Origin of the sequence: Xanthomonas floridensis (assembly GCF_001642575.1) — a bacterium.
GTDB lineage: Bacteria > Pseudomonadota > Gammaproteobacteria > Xanthomonadales > Xanthomonadaceae > Xanthomonas > Xanthomonas floridensis.
The window spans coordinates 1-15,460 of record NZ_LXNG01000058.1; the positions used below are offsets into that span (position 1 = coordinate 1).

The window sequence follows — 15,460 nt, forward strand, 5'->3', positions numbered from 1 at the left end:
ATCTGCGAACCCGACCCTACACGCCGCGCACCAATGGCAAGGCCGAACGGCTGGTGCAGACCAGCCTGCGAGAATGGGCCTATGCGCGCTCCTATACCGACTCCACGCAACGCGCCAACGCCTTCCACAGCTGGCTGCATCACTACAACTGGCATCGGCCCCACGCCAGCCTCGGCTACAAGCCCCCCATCTCCCGAATTCCAATTCCAATGAACAACGTGGTGGGTTTACACAACTAGCTCGGGAATCGGGATTCGGGAATTGGGAATCGGGAATCGGGAATCGGGAATCGGGAATCGTAAGTGCGGGGAATTTGATTTTTTTGCGGCGTGGGCGTGGGCGTGGCGGGCTTTGTTGCTGGTTCCGCTTCCAGCTTCGCCTGCCGACTCCCGACTCCCGATTCCCGATTCCCGATTCCCGATTCCCGATTCCCGTTTCCCGTTTCCCGATTCCATGCTGCATTGCATCGTAAATTCCTGTCAGGAAAGGCGATTTGAATCAATGCACTACAGCGCTCACGCGTTACACAAAAATGCGCGCTGTCAGTGATTCTCCCTACAGGTGTCAGGGGCGCCTGCGCTGGTGTCGTTGGCATGCATCAAGTTGGCCGCGGCGCTGTCGTAAACCCTTATAGCAGCCATGACACGACACTTTCGGACGTCTAGGGGTGGACGACGCAGGACCGGCCAAGCAGACATCGCCTTGCCGGTCTGGTCAGTGGGGTGTCGTCGAGGGGTTGCTAGCGCTGTCGCATCACTGTTGCGCGAGGCTGCGCACAGCGCGGCTGGCGCACCCGGGTCCCTGGGGAGAGACCTGGCGTGTTTGGCGGCGGATCCGGGTCGGGAGCTCGGATCCGCCTTTTTTTTGCGTGAGCACGCGCGCCCGGGTCATGGCAAGGCAGTGCCGTGCCGGGTGCCGGCCCCATGCCATCGGCAGCCGCAGGCTCGCCCACACGCCTGCACAAGTGCAGAGGAGCGGGCACGGCGGCGATGACGCCAACCGGCAGAACGCTTGATGCCGTCAGTGGCCCTGCCAGTAGCCAATGACGACTGGGTGCGTGGTCGTCAGGTGGGCAGCCGCTGCACGGCATTGGCCCATTCCGCGTCCAAAACGGGGTCTCCCAATCGTTCGCACCAGACCGACTGTCGCTCGTGACGTTTGGTCAGCTGCGGCACCTGCGGGATGGGGGCGCAAACCGGCTCACAGGGCCGAGACCGCTATTGATCCCGGATGTTGCTTTCCCGCGCATCACACAGCGCGAATCAATCGCCAGCCCTCAGGCCAGCGGAATCCGCACCGAGAAGCAGGTGCCGCCTTCCGAACGTGGGCGCACGCTGACTTCGCAGCCCAGCGTCTCGGCAGTGCGGTGCACGATCCACAGGCCGATGCCCAGGCCGTCGCTGCGCGGGTCGGCCTGGCGGAAGGCCTGGAACACCTGTTCGGGCTGCTCCAGATTCAGCCCGATGCCACTGTCGATGATTTCCACCACCGCATAGCCGGGGCGGCGGCGCACGCCGACCAGCACGCGCCCGCGCTCGGTGTATTTGACGGCATTGCCGACCAGGTTGCCGATCAGGGTGGTCAACAAGGTGGGGTGGCTGCGCACGCGCAGCGAGGTGGGCACGTGGCGCAGCGCCAGGCACTTGTCGATGGCCGGTTGGCGCCACACGCCCAGCACCGAATGCAGCACGTCTTCCAGCTGCAGCGCCTGCAGGTCCGGCATGGCGGCCTTGCTCGCGGCCGCCAGCGTGGCCAGTTCATCCAGATGGCGCCCGACCTGGCTGATCGCATCGCGCGCGGTCACCAGGGTGGGAATGGAGTCGACGTTGGCATGCCGGCGCATCTTGTCGATGGCGTAGGCCGCGGTACGCAACGGCGTCTTGAGGTCGTGCCCGGCGATGGCCATCAGGCGGCTGCGGTAACGGTCGGATTCTTCGGCGATCAGCAGGGCGCGACGCAATTCCAGCTGCGCCATGGTCTGGCGTGCGAGCGCGCGCAGCGCTTCGACCTGCTCGTCGGTGAGCTGGCGCGGCTTGCGGTCCAGCACGCAGACCGTGCCCAGCGGCAGGCCGTCGGGCGTCTTCAGCAGCGCGCCGGCATAGAAGTAGAGCGGCGCTTCGCCGGTCACCAGCGGATTGCGCGAAAAGCGGACGTCTTGCCGGGTGTCCGGCACCACCAGCACATCGTTGTCGAGCAGCGCATGCGCGCACATCGACTTGAACAGCGGCGTCTCGCGCTCGCCCATGCCGAGTTCGCTCTTGAACCACTGGCGGTCGGCGTCCACCAGGCTGATCAGCGCAATCGGGGTCTGGCAGATGATCGAGGCAAGCCGGGTGATGTCTTCGAACGCCGCCTCGCGCGGCGTATCGAGCACGCCATAGCTGCGCAGCGCCTGAAGGCGGAGTGCTTCGCTCGGGGGTTTGGGGGCGCAGGGAAGTGGCTCAGCCGCTGGATCGGACAGGACGGTGCTCATGCGCGGAAGGTGAATGGGATGAGCCGCAAGCATAGGGCATGACCGTGCGCAGCAGGCGTGTAGCGCGACGCACCGGCCGGGAACTGTGACTGCCGGCCTGGACCGGGCCGCGCTGGTGTCGTGTCGTTGGGCGCCTGGCCGTGCCGGCGGTCAGCTGGCTGCACTGGCGTCGCTCCTTGCCGATGCACCCTGGATTCTCGACCCCGGACCGACGTTGGCAACAGCGTGGGGACGGCGCTGGTGGTGGCTCGGCCGGTGGCATGGACCGTCGTCGGAATGCGTCGAGCGCCGCGGCTTGTCCGTATCGACCGGCCATGAGTGGCGACGCCGCGCTGCCGGTCCCTGTTGCGCCGGGTCTGTGGCAGGCCTGGGGGAGAACTATCGGTCTGTAAGCGAAAAGACCGTTAGCCCTTGTCGATGCCGATTGAAAAACGCGCGTCTGACGACTTCGCACCGGGGTGCCCTCATCGGCCACCGCCCGCGACCGGCGGATCGCTTCGTCGGCCAGTGCGACGGCCCGCCCAGGCAGCACGAGGCGACGGTCGCGCAGGTTGCCAAGGAAGGCACCGCCCCAAGGTCCGTGCGAAGGGTGCGACATCCGGTCGCGGCAGGGGAGCCAGCATCGCGGCGTGCGTGCCGGGCCGCGTACACTGCCGCCATGCTGCGTTCGTTCCGTCGCCATCGCCTGATGCATCTGCTGGTTTGCCTGGCAGTGCTGCTGTTGCTGGTGGCACCGCTGATCAGCCGCTGGAACCAGGCGCCATCGCAGGAGCCGATGTGCATCAGCGGGCCGGCCGATAGTCTGGCCGCTGCGCTGTTGCGTCAGCAGGGGCCGTCGGCGCCGCACGCCTCGCATCATGCCGCGCATGCGTCAGAGACTGGCCAGCATCCAGGCGACCACGATGCCAACCGCCATGGCGAAGCCTGCGACTATTGCGTGCTGGCTGCACGGCTACTGCCCTGGCTGGCGTTGGCGGTGCTGTGCCTGCTCCAGCTGCGGCCAACGACAGTCTCCACACGCATCGGCACGCCGCGCCGGGCAGTGTTGCGCTGGGCAGCGCATGGCGCGCGCGGGCCGCCGCTGTACGCCTGACTCTCGCCCGTCGCGGGCATTCATTTCACCACCGCTGTTGCGCCGCCGATGCCTCGGCCTGTGCGTGCGCGTCTGGATGAATCGCCCGTTTTCTTGAATCAAGCAAGCGCCCGCCGTGTTGCGGCGGCGCGCCGCTTGGAGCTGCTGACACCACGACTGCGCAGCCGACAGGCGGGCGCGGCCGGTGCGCGCAATCGGCATGTACCACGCGTACACGCCGGTTCCGAGCGTGCCGTCCCGCCTACCTGAGCACTGCTCGCGACGTCCTGTCAGCCGCTCTCGGTGCCGTTCCGGAACGGCAAGGGGTTGGTCATGCGTTGGGGGTTGTTGAAAACGTTGTGGTGCGCGCCATCGTTGGCGCTGATGTACGGGCCTGCCTGCGAACTGCAGGCGCAGCAGGCGGCATTGACACTGGGCAGGGTGCAGGTCAGCGAGCAGGCCCAGCGCTTCCCGGGTGCGGCGCGGGTGCTCAGTTCGGTGGATGTGATCGGCGGCGAGCTGCTGCACGATCAGCATGTGGATTACAGCTGGGAGCTGCTGATGCGTGCGCCCGGCGTGCAGGTCACCCAGTTCCGCATGGGCACCGACGCAGGGCGGTTCTCGTTCCGCGGTTTCAATGGCGAGGGGCGGATCAATGCGGTCAAGCTGCTGATCGACGGCATCCCGAGCAACGACAATGCCGGCGGCATGCCGTACCTGGATGCGGTGTTTCCGCAGGACATCAGCGCCATCGAGATCGTGCGCGGCACCAACGATGCGCGGTACGGTTTGAACGCCATCGCCGGCAGTGTGGATGTGCTCACCCGCACCGGCGGCAACGATGGCCGCCTCAGCGTCACCGCCGGCAGCTTCGGCGCGCGCGAGGTGCAACTGGGCAAGGGCTTCGAGCAGGGCGCCTGGAGCCAGAACTATGTGCTGGCCTGGCGCGATTCCGATGGCTATCGCGAGCATGCCGATGCGCGCAAACGCAGCGTCGCCGGCAAGTGGTTCTACACCGACCCGGATGGCGCTTTCCGGGCCGGGCTGACCACGCGCTACTACGACAACCACGCGCTGGAGGCGGGGTATCTGGATGCGGCCAGCGCCCGTGCAGCGCCGCGCAGTTCACCGGCGTATGCGCAGGACGATCGCAGCGAACGCCGCGTGCGGCAGACCGCACTGCATGTGGATGGTGTGCTGGGTGCGGATGCGCAGTGGAGCGCCAAGGCCTATCAGAACGACTACCGCAACCAGCGTTGGGTGCGCTTTTCCGCCGCTGGCCTGCAGCAGGAGCGCGATACCGACGAAACCCATCGCGGCGTGGTGCTGCGTGGCAACTGGCAGCCCGGCTGGGAGGTGATGGACACCAGCCTGGAAGCCGGTCTGGACGCTCAATGGCAGGACAACCGGCAGCAGCGGTATCGCACCGCCGCGCGTGTGCGCGGCGCGCAACTGCGCGATTGGGACTACGACCTGCGCACGCACGGCGTCTATGTGCAGGCGGTGCTCAAACCTACTGCGCGTCTGCAACTGGTGCCTGGCTACCGTATCGATCAGGTCGATGGCCGGCTGCACGATGTGTTGGCCGGCGTGTCTGCGCCGACCTATGACTACGGCAGCATCAGGCAGCCCAAGTTCAGTGCCAGCTATCGCGTGGGCGAGCAGGGCAGCGTCTATGCCAACTGGGGGCGCAGCTTCCAGATCGGTAGCGGCGACGGCGCCTACCGTCGGCAGCCTGCCAATCTCGGGCCATCGATCAACGACGGCTGGGAAGCCGGGTTCAAGTTTGCCCCGTCGGCGATGCTGGATGGGCGGCTGGCGTATTGGGAGCAACGCGCCTCCGGCGAGGTGGCGACCGTGCTGGGCGTCAATGGCGTGCCCGGCATCGGCGATGTGGCCAACGTGGGACGCACGTTGCGGCGTGGCTGGGATGTGCAGTTGAACCTGCAGCCAGCAGAGCACTGGCGCGCATGGATGTCGTATTCACGGCAAAAGGCCAGCATCGCCACGCCCGACCCAAGCGCGCCGGCCACGCGCGGCAAGGAGATCGAGAACGTGCCGCACTGGCTGGCCACCGCCGGGCTGGAGTGGCAGGTCATGCCGGCCGTGCAGCTCAGCATGTGGGGCAATGCGCAGGGCGATTACTTCCTGGAGCGCAGCAACACGCTGGGCCGCACCGGTGGCTATGCCTTGCTCAATCTTGGCGCGCGCTGGAATGTGGATGCGCGTCATGCGCTCAGCGTGCAATTGCGCAATGTCACCGATCGCGCCTATGTGTATGCGTGGTACGACAGCGGCAGCTCCGGCTACTCGCCGGGCGATGGCCGCGCGCTGTCAGTGTCCTGGGATTGGAGTTTCTGATGCAGATACCTCTCAACGCTGGCCGAGCCAGCGCGGCGCCTCCGGACGGGCGTTGGCGGTTCTATCGCGCGGTATGGCGCTGGCATTTCTACGCAGGCCTGTTGGTGCTGCCTTTCATCATCTGGCTGGCGCTGACCGGCGCGGCGTTTCTGTACCAGGAAGCAATCGATCGCAGCGTGCATCACGCACTGAAGGTGGTGCCGGTAGGGCCGGCACGCGCAGCCGCACAGCAACTGGTGGATGCGGCCCAGCGCCATTACCCAGGTCGCCTGTTTCGCTACACCACGCCGAAGCAGGCCGATGCCAGTGCCGAGATCGGGCTGGTGGACGCGCGCGGCGCGCGGCGGGTGGTGTACGTGGACCCGTACCGCACGCGCGTGCTGGGCAGCCTGCCCGAGCATGGCACGCTGGCCTGGACCATCCGCCGGCTGCACAGTCTTGACGTGTTCGGGCCGCTGGCACGTGGGTTGATCGAAATGGCCGCCGGCTGGGCGATCGTGCTAGTGCTCACCGGTGCCTATCTGTGGTGGCCACGTGGGCGACGCGGTGGTGTGATCAGTGTGCGTGGCGCACCGAACCAGCGGCTGTTCTGGCGTGACCTGCATGCGGTGACTGGTGCGGGCGTCGGCGCGGTGCTGCTGTTCCTGGCGCTGACCGGCATGCCGTGGTCGTGGCTCTGGGGCGCGCAGGTCAATCGCTGGGCCAATGGCCACGACTTCGGGTATCCCGCCGGACTGCGCGTGCAACTCCCGATGTCGCAGCAGCGGCTCGCCGACAGCGGCGACACCGCGTGGTCGCTGCGGCAAGCGCGAGTACCGGAGTCTGTGTTGCCTGGGCACGCAGCGCGTGGAGGTCATGACGAGGAGCGCGGTGCGCAGGCGGATGGGCGGCACCCGGGTGCGCTGCATGCGGCCGGGCTCGATTCCAGCACCCGCTCAGCCGGGGGGAATACTGGGTCGGAGGTTTTTCCTGGAGTGCGCGCAGCGCTGGCGCAGCGGGTGGATAAGCTGCCGCACGCAATGCCAGCGGACCACGACGAGCCTTCAGCACATGCGGAACAGGCAGCCCGAATGGAGCGCCCGGAAGATGTCGGGCACGCCGTACAGACGGATCACTGGGAGCACGCAGGGCACGCATCAGACGCCGCCGGTGCGGAACACCTCACGCAACACGCGCACCCGAACAATCCCGAGCATGCCGCACATGGCGGCGCCGGTGGTCTTGCTGCGCCGGGGTACGGCGCGATCGGCCTGGATGCGGCGCTGGTGCGCCTGGACGGGCTGGGCATCGTGCCCGGTTACAGCGTGGCGCCACCGAGTGGCGTGCGCGGGGTGTACACCGCATCGGTGTATCCGGCCGACCTGCAGCGTCAGCGGGTGATCCATCTCGACCAGTACAGCGGCGCGGTGTTGCTGGATATGACGTATCGCGACTACGGGCCGCTGGCCAAGCTGCTGGAGTGGGGCATCAATGTGCACCTGGGCCAGCAATACGGTACGGCCAATCAGCTGATCCTGCTGCTGGCCTGCCTGGCCATCGTGCTGCTGTGCGTGAGCGCGGCGGTGATGTGGTGGAAGCGACGCCCGAGCGGTGGGCTGGGCGTGCCGCCGTTGCCGGCAGATGCGCGCACCTTGCGTGGGATGCTGGTGTTGCTGGCGCTGTGCGGGCTGATGTTTCCGCTGGTCGGCGTCTCGTTCTTGCTGATGTGGGTGTTCGATCGGTATTGGGTCCGGCGGGAGCAGGTGGAAGGTGCAGCCTGATCCCTGAGACAGGTTGCGCCCCAGCGTACGTTCGCAATCCAGCAAAACGTCCGAAAGTCTGCGGGGTCAACACGGTGGTCTGGAGTCACCCTGTGGCAGCAAGCGCGGCTGCCGTGCTGCATCGGCAGATGCTGCGTCATTCGCATGGCTCGCCGCGTTGATCGACAGCGTTGCCAGTCATAGCCGTTTCGCATCTGCGCGGCGCAGCGCTGATGGAGGGGGCGTGCGGTACCGTGCTGAGCGCGCGTTAGCCGCCCGCCACTCCGCTCAAATGTCTTCGTGGATGCCGCATTCGCGCTTCAGCCCGAAAAAGCGCGTGTCTTCCTCGCGCATGCCCGGCTCCCAACGGCGGGTGGTGTGGAAATCACCGATGGAGACATAGCCCTGCTCCCACAGCGGGTGATAGGGCAGGTCGTGGGCCTGCAGGTATTGCCACACGTCGCGATCGGTCCAGTCGGCGATGGGGCTGACCTTGTAGCGGTCGCCGCGCTTCTGCAGGATCGGGGTCTGCGCACGGCCGCCGGACTGGCTGCGGCGCAGGCCGGTGAACCAGGTGCCCACGTTGAGCTCGTCCAGTGCGCGCCGCATCGGCTCGACCTTGCGCAGATTGTTGTACTGATCGATGCCCACCATGCCCTGTTCCCACAGGCGTCCGTGACGGGCCTCCATCCAGGCGCGGCTGACCAGCGGGCGATACACCTTGAGGTTGAGCTTGAGCCGGTCGGTCAAGGCATCGGCAAAGCGGTAGGTTTCCGGGAACAGGTAGCCGGTATCGATCAGGATCACCGGAATGTCCGGGCGCTGCTGGGACAACAGGTGCAGCGTCACCGCAGATTGCGCACCGAAACTGGACGACAGCGCAGCCTCCTGCGGCCCGTGCTGCAACGCCCACGCCACACGCTCGTCGGCGCGCAGGGTCTCCAGCTGCGCGTTGAGCGTGTCCAGATCGTCCAGTGCCGAAGAGGTGTTCGATGCAGCGGGCAGCGCGGTCATGCGAGCAGTTCCAGGTCGAGGTGACGGTGCGTGGGGTAGGGCGGCAACGCGATCAGGCCGCTGCGGTGCAGGAAATCGCCGAAGCCTTCGTCGCCGGCCTGGTCGCGTTCGGCCGCATAGCGGGCCAGCAGCGGCTCGAGTGCAGCGAGGATCTCCACTTCGGTGATGTTTTCGCGATACAAGGTGTTGAGGCGTTGGCCGCGGCGGTCGCCGCCGAGCATCAGGTTGTAGCGGCCGGGCGCCTTGCCCACCAGCGCGATCTCGGCCAGGTAGGGTCGGGAGCAACCGTTCGGGCAGCCGGACAGACGCAGCACGATGGGCGTGTCGGCCAGGCCGTGTCGTTCCAGCAGCGGCTGCAGGGCCGCACTGAACTCCGGCAGATAGCGCTCGGCCTCGGCCATCGCCAGGCCGCAGGTGGGCAGCGCCACGCAGGCCATCGCGCCGCGTGCCAGCGCGGTGGCAGCGTGGTTGCCCGCATCCAGCGCGTACTGCGCGACCAGGGCGTCGATGTGTGCCCGCGCGCTGGCGGGCACACCGGCGATCACCAGATTCTGGTTGGGCGTCATGCGGAACTCGCCCACCTGCAACTGTGCGATCAACTCTGCAATGGCACGCAACCCGCTCAGGTGTGCAGCGGTGTCGGTGTCGGCAATGCGGCCGGCCGGCAGCGACAAGGTCAGGTGCCACCGGCCATCTTCGCCTTCCACCCAGCCATAGCGGTCGCCGTTGTGGTCGAACGCGAAGTGCTTTGCCGGCTGCAGGGCGAACCCGGCGCGGCGCTGGATCTCGGCGACGATGCTATCCAGGCCGTGGTCGTCGATGGTGTACTTGAAACGCGCGCGCTTGCGCACCGCGCGGTTGCCCAGGTCGCGCTGGGTGGTGACCACCGCGGTGGCGATCTCCAGCAACTGCTCGCGGGTCACGAAGCCGATCACATTGGCCACGCGCGGCCAGGTCTCGGTGTCGCCGTGGGTGGCACCCATGCCGCCGCCGATACTGACGTTGTAACCGAGCAGCTCGCCGTCACGCAGGATCGCGATGAAACCCAGATCGTTGGCAAACACGTCCACGTCGTTGAGCGGTGGTGCAGCGAAGCCGATCTTGAACTTGCGCGGCAGATAGCGCTCGCCGTAGATCGGCTCGTCTTCGCTGCCGGAGCCGGACACGCGTTCTTCGTCCAGCCAGATCTCGTAGTACGCACGGGTATTGGGCAACAGGTGCTCGGATACGCGCGCCGCATCGGCATACAGCGTGGCATGCGCCTGCGACAGCAGCGGGTTTGCCGCCACCTGTACATTGCGATTGACATCGCCGCAGGCAGCCAGCGTGTCGATCAAGGTGGCATTGATCGCCTGCATGGTCGCCTTGAGCTCGCGCTTGATCACCCCATGAAACTGGAACGCCTGGCGGGTGGTGATGCGCAGCGAATGATTGGCGTAGCGCGTGGCGATGCCGTCCAGCGCCAGCCACTGGCTAGGCGAAATCACCCCGCCCGGCGTGCGCGTACGGATCATGAACTGGTACGCCGGCTCCAACTTTTGCCGGCGCCGCTCGTCGCGAATATCGCGATCATCCTGCTGGTAGCTGCCGTGGTACTTGATCAGCGTCTGATCGTCCTCGCGCAGCGCCCCGGTCACCGCATCGGCCAGGCTCTGCTGCAGCGATCCGCGCAGACGGCGACTTTCGGATTTGATGTCTTCGACAGAGTGGCTCATGGGAATCGGGAATCGGGAGTCGGGAATGGGGAATCGCAAAGGCGGTGTGATCTATCGAGATTTTTCAGTTGAAGGCTGTTCCGATTCCCGATTCCCGATTCCCGGCCTCAATAGACATCACGTGCATACCGCCCCTCCACCTGCAGCTGGGTGAGATAGGCCGCAGCCGCTTCCGCATCCAGGGCGCCATGGGTGCTGACGATGTCCAGCAGTGCGGCGTGCACGTCCTTGCCCATGCCGATGGCGCCGCACACGTACACGTGCGCACCGCCTTGCAGCCAGGCGTAGACGTCGGCGCCGCGCTCGCGCAGGCGGTGCTGCACATAGACCTTTTCACTGTGGTCGCGCGAGAACGCCAGGTCCAGGGCATGCAGCTCGCCGCGGTGCAGGGCCTGCTGCCATTCGGCCTGGTACAGGAAATCGGTGTTGAAGTGCTGGGCGCCGAAGAACAGCCAGTTGCGGCCGCGGGCGCCGGTTTCGGCGCGTTCCTGAACGAAGCCGCGGAACGGCGCCACGCCGGTGCCCGGGCCGATCATCAGGATGTCGCGGTGGGTGTCAGCCGGCACGCGGAAGCGTTCGTTCGGCTCGATGTAGACCGGTGCGGTTTCGCCTTCGGCAAGCGCAGCGAGAAAGCCGCTGGCCGACCCCAGGTGCGCATGCCCGTGGGCCTGGTAGTTGAGCTCGTCCACGGCCAGATGCACCTCCTCGCCCACACGCTTGCGACTGGAGGCGATCGAGTACAGCCGCGGGGTGAGCGGGCGCAGGCTGGCCAGCAGGCTGGCATGGTCCCAGTCCGCCGGCCAGCGGCGCAGCACGTCGATCACCTGATGATCGGCAAGCAGCGCCGCCAGGCCGGCGGTCTGGGTCGGGGCGAGCAGCGCCTGCAGCTCGTGGGCACCGGCGCGCTCGGCATGTGCGGCAAGAAAGGGCCGCGATAGCTTGGTCAGTTCGCGCCGGCTGCTCAGCCAGTCGCGCAGGGGCAGGGTGTCCTCGCCAACCGTGACGGCGGCATCGCCACCCAGGCGCACCGCCTGCAGCAGCGGCTCCACCAGCGCCGGCGGATTGCGGTGGACGATGCCCAATGCATCGCCCGGCTCGTAGCTCAGGCCGCTGCCGTCCAGCGAGAATTCCAGGTGCCGCACGCGCTTGCCAGGTTGCGCATAGACCCGGAACCCCGGGCCCTTGAAGTCACGCCCGCTGATGACCTGGTTGGCCAGCAGCTCGGCGCCGAACGGATGCTGGTGCGACCAGGCCGGCGCGGCGGGGCTGCTGCGCAATGGCGTGATCGTGGCCGAGTGCGGACCGCTCTTGAGCTGCTCGCGTGCGTGCCTGAGCGCCTGCGTGCGCCAGGGGGTGGCTACGCTGTCGATGTCCAGGTCGGCTTCGCCGCGCGGCTGCACGCGGCTGGCCCCCAGCTCGGCCAGGCGTTCATCGATGCGCCGCGCAATCCCGCAAAAGTCCGCATAGCTGGAGTCGCCCAGGCCCAGCACCGCGTACTTGAGCTCGGGCAGCTTGGGCGCGCGTCGGCCGGTGAGGAATTCCACCAGGCCGATCGCATCGTCCGGCGGGTCGCCTTCTCCCTGGGTGCTGACCACCACGTACAGCAGGCGTTCGCTGGCCAGCTCGCGGGTGGGGTAGGCATCGGCGCGCAGCAGCCGCACGTGCAGGCCCGCGGCCTCGGCGTCGGCGGCCAGGTGTTCGGCCTGCCGGCGCGCGTTGCCGGTCTGGCTGCCGTACAGCACGGTCAGGCGCTGGCTGTCCTGCGCCACTGCCTGCGACTGCCCGCCCGGCAGCACCGCCAGCGCGCGCGGCGGCTGGCCCTGGGCCAGCCCGGCGGTATAGCCGGACAGCCACCACAACGACGCGGCATCCAGACCGTCCACCAACCGTTCCAGCAGCGCCTTGCGCTCGTCGGGCAAGGGGCTGGGCGGTAGCGCGGAGCTGGCGGCAGTCATTCGGGTCCGGGGGCTTGGATGAGACCGACGATGTTAGGGAAACGTTGCAGTCACCAGAAAGGAGCAGCCGTTATCGCGTTATGCCGGCCGCTTATTTCGGGCCGGCATAAGCCCGGCACACACTGCAGCGCCTTGCCCTACCATCGGATGGCCCGCCACCGATGCCGACGACATCCCGATGACCCTGCTGCCGCTGTCCCACCTCGACCGGCTCGAAGCCGAAAGCATCCACATCCTGCGCGAAGTCGCCGCCGAATTCCGGGCGCCGGTGATGCTGTATTCGGTCGGCAAGGACAGCTCGGTCCTGCTGCATCTGCTGCTCAAGGCATTCGCGCCGTCGCCGCCGCCGATTCCGCTGCTGCATGTGGACACGCGCTGGAAGTTCCGCGAGATGATCGCCTTCCGCGATCGCCGCGCCACCGAAACCGGTGTGGACCTGCGCGTGCACATCAACCCCGACGGCATCGCCCAGGACATCGGCCCGATCAGCCATGGTGCCGCGGTGCACACCGACATCATGAAGACCCAGGGGCTCAAGCAGGCGCTGGAGCAGGGCCGCTTCGATGCGGCGATCGGCGGGGCGCGGCGCGACGAGGAGAAGTCGCGCGCCAAGGAGCGGGTGTTCTCGTTTCGCAATGCGCGCCATCGCTGGGACCCGAAGAACCAGCGTCCGGAGCTGTGGAATCTGTACAACGCACGCACCAGCCCCGGCGAAAGCGTGCGCGTGTTCCCGCTGTCCAACTGGACCGAGCTGGATATCTGGCTGTACATCTACCGCGAGAAAATCCCGGTAGTGCCGCTGTATTTCGCTGCACCGCGCCCGGTCGTGGCGCGCGACGGCGCCTGGATCATGGTCGACGACGCACGCCTGCCGCTGCACCCTGGCGAAACCCCGCAGCTGCGCTCGATACGCTTCCGCACGCTGGGCTGCTACCCGCTCACCGGCGCGATCGACTCCACCGCCGACACGCTGGAAGCGGTGATCGCCGAAATGCTGGTCAGCACCAGCTCCGAGCGCCAGGGCCGCATGATCGATCATGCGCCGGGCGCCTCGATGGAACAGAAAAAGCTTGAGGGGTATTTCTGATGGGCAGTGATTCGGGAATGGGGAATGGGGAATCGCAACAGCAGCTGGCTGCGAACGCGACGAGGGAAGAGGGCGCCTTTGCGATTCCCGATTCCCCACTCCCGATTCCCGGCGCGATCAGCGCCTACCTCCAACAGCACGAAGCCAAGCCGCTGCTGCGCTTCATCACCTGCGGCAGCGTGGACGATGGCAAGAGCACATTGATCGGGCGGTTGCTGTACGACAGCAAGCGCTTGTTCGACGATCAATTGGCAGCGCTGGAAAGCGATAGCCGCCGCCATGGCACCCAGGGCGAGGGCATCGATTACGCCTTGCTGATGGACGGGCTGGCGGCCGAGCGCGAGCAGGGCATCACCATCGATGTGGCCTACCGCTATTTCGATACCGACCGGCGCAAGTTCATCGTGGCCGATTGCCCCGGCCATGAGCAGTACACCCGCAACATGGCCACCGGTGCGTCCACCGCCGATGTGGCGGTGGTGCTGGTGGATGCACGCAAGGGGCTGCTGACCCAGACCCGCCGGCACAGCTACATCGTGTCGCTGCTGGGTATCGGCCACGTGGTGCTGGCGGTCAACAAGATGGATCTGGTGGACTACGACGCGCAGGTGTTCGCCGACATCGCCGAGGGCTACCGCGCACTGGCCGCACAGCTGGGCATCGCCGATGTGCACTGCATCCCGTTGTCGGCGCTGGCCGGCGAAAACCTGTCCGCCCCGTCCACCCGCATGCCGTGGTACCAGGGGCCGCATCTGCTGCAGCATCTGGAGAGTGTGCAACTGGCGTCGCCGGAGGACGCCGGCGGCCTGCGTCTGCCGGTGCAATGGGTCAACCGGCCCAATTCGCAGTTTCGCGGCTACGCCGGCACCATCGCGGCCGGGCAGGTACGGGTAGGCGATGCGGTGGTGGTGGTGCCATCCGGGCGGCGCTCGCAGGTAGCCAGCGTGCTCGATGCCAATGGCGCGGTGGACGGCGCACGTGCCGGTCAGGCAGTGACGCTGACCTTGTCCGACGAGATCGATATCAGCCGCGGCGACATCATCGCCGGCATCGATGATCCGCCCGAAGTGGCCGACCAGTTCGCCGCGCATCTGTTGTGGATGGACGATGCCGCGCTGCTGCCGGGGCGCCCGTACTGGCTGAAGATCGGCGCACGCACGGTCACCGCGAGCATCAGCGAGATCAAGCACAAGGTCGATGTGAATACCCAGGAGCGCCTGGCCGCCAAGCGGCTGGAGCTCAATGAGGTGGGCTACTGCAATCTGTCGCTGGACGAACCTATTGCATTCGCGCCGTATGCGCGCGACCGTGTGCTGGGCGGCTTCATCCTGATCGACCGGCAGACCCATGCCACCGTGGCCGCCGGTACGCTGGAATTCGCGCTGCGCCGTGCCGGCAACGTGCACTGGCAGCATCTGGATGTGGACCGCAGTGCGCGGGCACGCATCAAGGGGCAGACGCCGCGCGTGCTGTGGTTCACCGGCCTGTCCGGTGCCGGCAAATCCACCGTGGCCAATCTGGTCGACAAGCGCCTGCATGCGCTGGGCTATCACACCTTCATCCTGGACGGCGACAACGTGCGCCACGGGCTCAACCGCGATCTGGGCTTCACCGACGAAGGTCGCGTGGAAAACATCCGCCGCGTGGCCGAGGTGGCGCGGCTGATGGCCGATGCCGGGCTGATCGTGCTGGTCAGCTTCATCTCGCCGTTCCGCGCCGAGCGCCAACTGGCACGCGAACGCTTCGAGGTGGGCGAGTTCGTCGAGGTGTTCGTCGATGTGCCGCTGGCGGTGGCCGAGGCGCGCGATGTGAAGGGGTTATACCGCAAGGCCCGCGCCGGGCAGATTCCCAATTTCACCGGCATCGACTCGCCCTACGAGCCGCCGGAGACGCCGGAGATCCATCTTCACGCCGACGGTGAGAATGTAGAGGCGCTGGCGCGCCAGGTGCTGGGGTATCTCGGGCTGGAGCGCTGAGCGCGATGCAGGCGGCACAGCGGGCAGTGGCAGGCAGGACAGGCGGCACGCGATCCATGGGCACCCCG

10 protein-coding genes and 1 other RNA gene are annotated in these 15,460 nt (G+C 67.0%); 7 read left to right on the forward strand and 4 right to left on the reverse strand.

Annotated features, from left to right (window positions below; genetic code table 11):
* Positions 1 to 239, forward strand: a 239-nt coding sequence (locus A7D17_RS21680) for an integrase core domain-containing protein (protein WP_153042019.1), incomplete at its 5' end; no start/stop codon positions are given.
* 1,037 nt (positions 240 to 1,276) lie between these two features.
* On the opposite strand, the gene A7D17_RS21685 is transcribed toward A7D17_RS21680, so the two are convergent.
* The gene (locus A7D17_RS21685; RefSeq protein WP_064511018.1) at positions 1,277 to 2,473 is read right to left on the reverse strand and encodes a sensor histidine kinase; all 1,197 of its coding nucleotides are present in this window, start codon (positions 2,471 to 2,473) and stop codon (positions 1,277 to 1,279) included.
* A 658-nt stretch (positions 2,474 to 3,131) separates the two neighbouring features.
* On the opposite strand from A7D17_RS21685, the gene A7D17_RS21690 reads away from it, so the two are divergent.
* From A7D17_RS21690 to A7D17_RS21705, 4 genes are all read left to right on the forward strand, one after another.
* Positions 3,132 to 3,566, forward strand: a complete 435-nt coding sequence (locus A7D17_RS21690; RefSeq protein ID WP_064511019.1) for a DUF2946 family protein — start codon at positions 3,132 to 3,134, stop codon at positions 3,564 to 3,566.
* Positions 3,567 to 3,765: 199 nt separating this feature from the next.
* A non-coding RNA gene (locus A7D17_RS21695) (sX9 sRNA) lies at positions 3,766 to 3,841 on the forward strand.
* Between the two features lie 61 nt (positions 3,842 to 3,902).
* Positions 3,903 to 5,906, forward strand: a complete 2,004-nt coding sequence (locus tag A7D17_RS21700; protein WP_064511020.1) for a TonB-dependent receptor — start codon at positions 3,903 to 3,905, stop codon at positions 5,904 to 5,906.
* Positions 5,906 to 7,666: a PepSY-associated TM helix domain-containing protein gene (locus A7D17_RS21705; protein ID WP_064511021.1), complete on the forward strand. Its 1,761-nt coding sequence runs from the start codon at positions 5,906 to 5,908 to the stop codon at positions 7,664 to 7,666. The genes A7D17_RS21700 and A7D17_RS21705 overlap by 1 nt, the downstream gene beginning before the upstream one ends.
* Before the next feature lie 267 nt (positions 7,667 to 7,933).
* On the opposite strand, the gene A7D17_RS21710 is transcribed toward A7D17_RS21705, so the two are convergent.
* The 3 genes from A7D17_RS21710 to A7D17_RS21720 form a co-directional block, all read right to left on the reverse strand.
* Positions 7,934 to 8,659 carry a phosphoadenylyl-sulfate reductase gene (locus tag A7D17_RS21710; RefSeq protein WP_064511022.1) on the reverse strand — a complete coding sequence of 242 codons (726 nt, stop codon included), beginning with the start codon at positions 8,657 to 8,659 and terminating at the stop codon, positions 7,934 to 7,936.
* Positions 8,656 to 10,374: an assimilatory sulfite reductase (NADPH) hemoprotein subunit gene (gene cysI, locus A7D17_RS21715; RefSeq protein ID WP_064511023.1), complete on the reverse strand. Its 1,719-nt coding sequence runs from the start codon at positions 10,372 to 10,374 to the stop codon at positions 8,656 to 8,658. Before cysI ends, A7D17_RS21710 begins: the two co-directional genes overlap by 4 nt.
* Positions 10,375 to 10,481: 107 nt before the next feature.
* Positions 10,482 to 12,329: an assimilatory sulfite reductase (NADPH) flavoprotein subunit gene (locus A7D17_RS21720; RefSeq protein WP_064511024.1), complete on the reverse strand. Its 1,848-nt coding sequence runs from the start codon at positions 12,327 to 12,329 to the stop codon at positions 10,482 to 10,484.
* A 178-nt stretch (positions 12,330 to 12,507) separates the two neighbouring features.
* On the opposite strand from A7D17_RS21720, the gene cysD reads away from it, so the two are divergent.
* A complete protein-coding gene (cysD, locus tag A7D17_RS21725) occupies positions 12,508 to 13,416 on the forward strand; it encodes a sulfate adenylyltransferase subunit CysD (protein WP_064511025.1) in 909 nt (302 codons plus the stop codon).
* A 17-nt stretch (positions 13,417 to 13,433) separates the two neighbouring features.
* Positions 13,434 to 15,392, forward strand: coding sequence for a sulfate adenylyltransferase subunit CysN (gene cysN / locus A7D17_RS21730; RefSeq protein WP_425479656.1), 1,959 nt, complete (start codon positions 13,434 to 13,436; stop codon positions 15,390 to 15,392).
* Positions 15,393 to 15,460: the final 68 nt, after the last annotated feature.